This is a genomic window from Sphingosinicella soli, from assembly GCF_014199685.1.
GTDB classification, from domain to species: domain Bacteria; phylum Pseudomonadota; class Alphaproteobacteria; order Sphingomonadales; family Sphingomonadaceae; genus Sphingosinicella; species Sphingosinicella soli.
Genome location: NZ_JACHNZ010000072.1, coordinates 1 through 4,202 on the forward strand (window position 1 = coordinate 1; position 4,202 = coordinate 4,202).

Below are 4,202 nucleotides of genomic sequence, written 5' to 3' on the forward strand. Positions count from 1 at the left end.
TTGTGCGTCTTGGGCGATTATGCCGTGCGGCAGGCTATGCCGACAGCGATGGGTTTTGCCCGGTGGGACGGACGTTTAGGCGGATTCTGCGCGGCATAGTTTCCTGCCCTCCACGCACATCACGTGCGCGGAGGAGCAGCGATGATTACCGATGGTTATTTGAACAGAAGCCGGGTGATGCGGAGCTTGATGGAAGGCCCGCTCGGCATGCACATCGATCCCTATGTCGAGCAGTTGCGGCGGGGCGGCTACAGCATCGAGGTGAGCCATCGGCTGCTGAGCGTCGTCCGGGATTTCGGGTTCTGGCTCGGCGCGACCGGAACCGGCCTCACCGATATCAGCGAGGCACTCGCCGCCAGGTATCTCGCCGAGCGATCCCGGCACAGGCCGGCGAACAAGGCGGACGCCCGAGCGCTGGACCGACTGTTGACGGTGCTGCGCGAGGCGAACGTAATCGCGGCGCGACCGGTGCCGTGCAGCGATCCGCACGAGGATATTCTCGAGGCCTATCGCCTCTACATGAAGCGCGAACGCGGTCTCGCGCCGATATCGATCGCGAGCCACCTGTGGTTCCTGCGACCGTTCCTACAGGAGATGGGGATCGCCACCTGCGCGGATGCCGTGCGCCTGGCCGGGCACAAGGTTGCGGTCTATGTCGAGCGGCATGCCGGCGACCGCAGCGCGACAACCGCCCGGATCATGTGCTCCCGCCTTCGGGTATTCCTGCGATACCTGCACCGCGAGGGTTTCGTCAGCGCTGATCTCACGACCGCGCTTCCTTCGATCCGGCGGGCAGCCGACGCGCACCTGCCGGGCTTCATGCCGCTCGAAGATGTCCAACGCATCCTCGCGGGCTGCGACCGGAGCACCGTGATCGGGCGAAGGGACTATGCGATCCTCATGCTGCTCGCGCGGTTGGGATTGCGAGCATGCGAGGTGGCAAGGCTCAACCTCGACGATATCGACTGGCGATCTGGAGAGTTCACCGTCCACGGCAAGGGTCGCAAGACCGCGACCATGCCGCTGCCACCTGATGTCGGCGCGGCGATCGTCAGCTATCTGGAGAACGGGCGCCCTCGGTCGGACAGCCGGCAGCTGTTCCTGCTCGCCGTCGCGCCCTACACGGGATTCAAGGGCGCGAACGGCATCCAGACCGTCGCACGTTCGGCGATCAGACGCGCAGGCATCACTGGTCTGGCACATCGCGGCTCGCACGCCTTTCGCCACAGCCTGGCAACCGGGCTTCTGCGATCGGGCGCCAACTTGACCGAGATCGGCCAGCTCCTGCGCCACGAACAGCCGGACACGACCCGGATCTACGCCAAGGTCGATATCGACGGCTTGCGCGCCCTGGGCTGCACCTGGCCGGGAGGCGAGCTATGAGCGCGCTTCGTCAGGCCCTGACCCGCTATCTGCGCATGCGGCGTGCGTTCGGCTATCGCTACGACAACGAAGAGCGCTGTCTCGTCGAGTTCGTCGCGTTCATGGAGGCGGCCGAGGCCGCCGTTGTCACGCGCAAGCTCGCCATGGCGTGGATAACCCGATCCCAGCGAACGTCCTGGCCGCAGCGGCTTTCGGCGGTGCGTGGGTTCGCGCGGCATCTCTCGAACATCGTGCCCGGCACCGAGACGCCGCCCGCCGGCGTATTTCCGTCACCCAGGCGGCCGCGCCCCTATATCTACACCGGGGCGGAGATCGAGCTGTTGCTCGAAGCGACGCTCAGCTGGGGTTCGGCCACGGGCATCAACCGCCGCACCTATCACTGCCTGTTCGGCCTGCTCGCCGCCACTGGCATGCGTCTGGGCGAGACGATTGCCCTCACACGGGCGGACGTCGATCTCGAAGTGGGGATATTGTCGCTGCGCGTGACCAAGGGCGGCAAGACGCGGCTCGTTCCGATGCACCCGACCACCACCCGGGCGCTCAAGGACTATGCTATGCGCCGCGACGATTGTCGGGCCTGCCGCAACAGCCCCTGGTTCTTTGTCCTGCGGCAGGGCCAGCGGCTGCGGCACCAGTATCCGGAACGCGTATTCGTCGCCGTGATGCGGCAGATCGGCCTGCGCGATCCCGAGCCGCATAGCCGGGGTCCGCGTCTCCACGACCTTCGCCACAGCTTCGCCGTCAACACCATCGTGCGCTGGTACCGGGCCGGCGAGGATGTCGAGCGACTGTTGCCAGCGCTCGCCACCTATCTCGGCCACAGCAAGCTGCGCGATACCTATTGGTATCTATCGGCATGCCCCGAGCTCATGGAGCAGGCGGCGAGCAGGCTCGAAGCGCGCTGGGAGGCAGCGTCGTGACCGCCGCTGCGACCCTGCCTACGCTCATCGAGCGATTCTTCACCCTGCGCCTCATGCAGCAGCGCAACGCCAGCCCGCACACCATCGCATCCTATCGCGATACGTTCCGGCTGCTGTTCGCCTTCGCGCAGGGGGCCCTGGGCAAGCCGCCATCCCGGCTCGACCTTGCCGATCTCGACGCCCCGTTCATCGGCGCCTTCCTCGACGATCTCGAGGCGAGCCGGTCGATCTCGATCCGGACGCGCAACCTGCGTCTCACCGCCATCCGTGCCTTCTTCCGCTTCGCCGCGCTCGAGGAGCCCGCTTATGCCGGGCAGATCCAGCGCGTGCTCGCGATCCCCGGCAAGCTCCACGACAAGCGCGAGGTGCATTTCTTGACCCGCAGCGAGATCGACGCGATCCTGGCCGCGCCTGACCGAAGCACCTGGATCGGCAGGCGCGATCATATGCTGCTGCACCTCGCCATGCAGACCGGCCTGCGGCTCTCGGAGATCGTCCAGCTCGAACAGGGCGCCGTCGTTCTGGATGTCGGCGCGCATGTCCGCTGCATCGGCAAGGGCCGCAAGGAGCGTTGCACGCCGCTCACCAGCCAGACACGCCGCGCGCTGCGGGCCTGGCTCAAGGAAGCCGGACAGCGCGGTTCCACCAGGCTGTTCCCCAACATTCATGGGGGTGCCTTGAGCCCCGATGCCGTGCAGCGCTTGCTGACCCGGCATGTCGAGGCCGCGGCGCTGCGATGTCCCTCCCTCCGCCGCAAGCGGGTCACGCCCCATGTCCTTCGGCACAGCGCGGCGATGGAGCTTCTCCAGGCGGGCGTCGATATCTCGGTGATCGCGCTCTGGCTCGGGCACGAGTCGATCAAGACCACCCAGGTCTATCTGCATGCCCACCTCGCGCTGAAGGAGGCGGCACTGGCGAGGATCAAGCCGTTCGACGGACACCAGGGCGGGCGATACAAGCCCCGCGACCGGCTTCTCGCGTTCCTCGATGCGTTATGAGGCGCCGCCGGCCTTTTCGCGTAAGCCGTCGAGCCACGCGCGCGACACCGCCTCGACCATGTCGCGAAGCGCGCTAACCGCGTCCGTAATGGCCGTCAGATCGTCGATGCCGATCTCGTAGCTCGCCGAGTACCGCGCCTCAACATAGGCGCGCTTCGCGAGTTCGAACCGCCGCCGGTCGAGTTTCGTCGCGCGCGGCCACGCATCGATCAGGCGCGGTTCCTTGTCCTCGGCCAGCGACCGCAGGAACTTGAGGTTGTGCGAGCGAGGAACATAATGCGTGCGCACGAGCAGGAAGCAGGTGTAGGCCCGTTCCGCCGCTTGATGCAGCGTGAAGGCGGCGTCTTTATTGTGCCCCTTGCCGATGCAAAATGCCGCGATCTCCAGCGCCGCATCGACCTTCCCCAGCCAGTCCGCAAGATAGGCACTGGCCATCTCGTAAGCATCCGTCGCCGTCAGCGGCCTGGGCGCCGTGAACTCGGCGCCGGGCAGATCGTAAAGCGCGATGCCGTCGCGCACGATATCCACCCAAAAATACTCGCCGCGCGTCAGCCCCTGATTCACCTCCTCCAGCGTGTGGACGATGATGTTCACCGGACGCGCGACCGCCGCATCGTGCTCGATCTTGTCCTCGGCGACGTACCAGTATTCGGCAACGTCGGTCAGATCCTTGTGGCTCACGATCACCAGGATGTCGTAATCCGACTGGTAGCCGTTCTCGGGCTCATCAACCCAGTCGTCGCGCGCATAGCTGCCGAACAGCACCACCTTCTGGATCCTGCCGTTCTTCTTCCACGGCTGCGTAGCGCGCGAGATCGCGACCGCGAACTCGTCCATCAGAATATGCTGAACGCGCGCCAGCTCGTTTTGCTGGATCAGAGGCAGATGATCGACGTCTTTG

4 protein-coding genes are annotated in these 4,202 nt (G+C 65.8%); 3 read left to right on the top strand and 1 reads right to left on the bottom strand.

Annotated elements, in window-relative coordinates; all coding sequences use genetic code 11:
* Nucleotides 1–177: 177 nt before the first annotated feature.
* From GGQ98_RS17845 to GGQ98_RS17855, 3 genes are read left to right on the top strand one after another with little or no spacing between them, the layout of a single operon-like run.
* Nucleotides 178–1,383 carry a site-specific integrase gene (locus GGQ98_RS17845; protein ID WP_184071991.1) on the top strand — a complete coding sequence of 402 codons (1,206 nt, stop codon included), beginning with the start codon at nucleotides 178–180 and terminating at the stop codon, nucleotides 1,381–1,383.
* A complete protein-coding gene (locus tag GGQ98_RS17850; RefSeq protein ID WP_184071993.1) occupies nucleotides 1,380–2,303 on the top strand; it encodes a tyrosine-type recombinase/integrase in 924 nt (307 codons plus the stop codon). The genes GGQ98_RS17845 and GGQ98_RS17850 overlap by 4 nt, the downstream gene beginning before the upstream one ends.
* Complete coding sequence (locus GGQ98_RS17855; RefSeq protein ID WP_341534258.1) at nucleotides 2,300–3,301, top strand: tyrosine-type recombinase/integrase; 1,002 nt, start codon at nucleotides 2,300–2,302, stop codon at nucleotides 3,299–3,301. Before GGQ98_RS17850 ends, GGQ98_RS17855 begins: the two co-directional genes overlap by 4 nt.
* On the opposite strand, the gene GGQ98_RS17860 is transcribed toward GGQ98_RS17855, so the two are convergent.
* Nucleotides 3,296–4,202, bottom strand: a 907-nt coding sequence (locus GGQ98_RS17860; protein ID WP_184071997.1) for a HEPN domain-containing protein, incomplete at its 5' end; no start/stop codon positions are given. The two genes, GGQ98_RS17855 and GGQ98_RS17860, sit on opposite strands and share 6 nt — an antisense overlap.

Coding starts and splice junctions, on each gene's coding strand:
- GGQ98_RS17845 (WP_184071991.1), top strand. CDS start 178: ATGCGGAGCTTGATGGAAGGCCCGCTCGGCATGCACATCGATCCCTAT.
- GGQ98_RS17850 (WP_184071993.1), top strand. CDS start 1,380: ATGAGCGCGCTTCGTCAGGCCCTGACCCGCTATCTGCGCATGCGGCGT.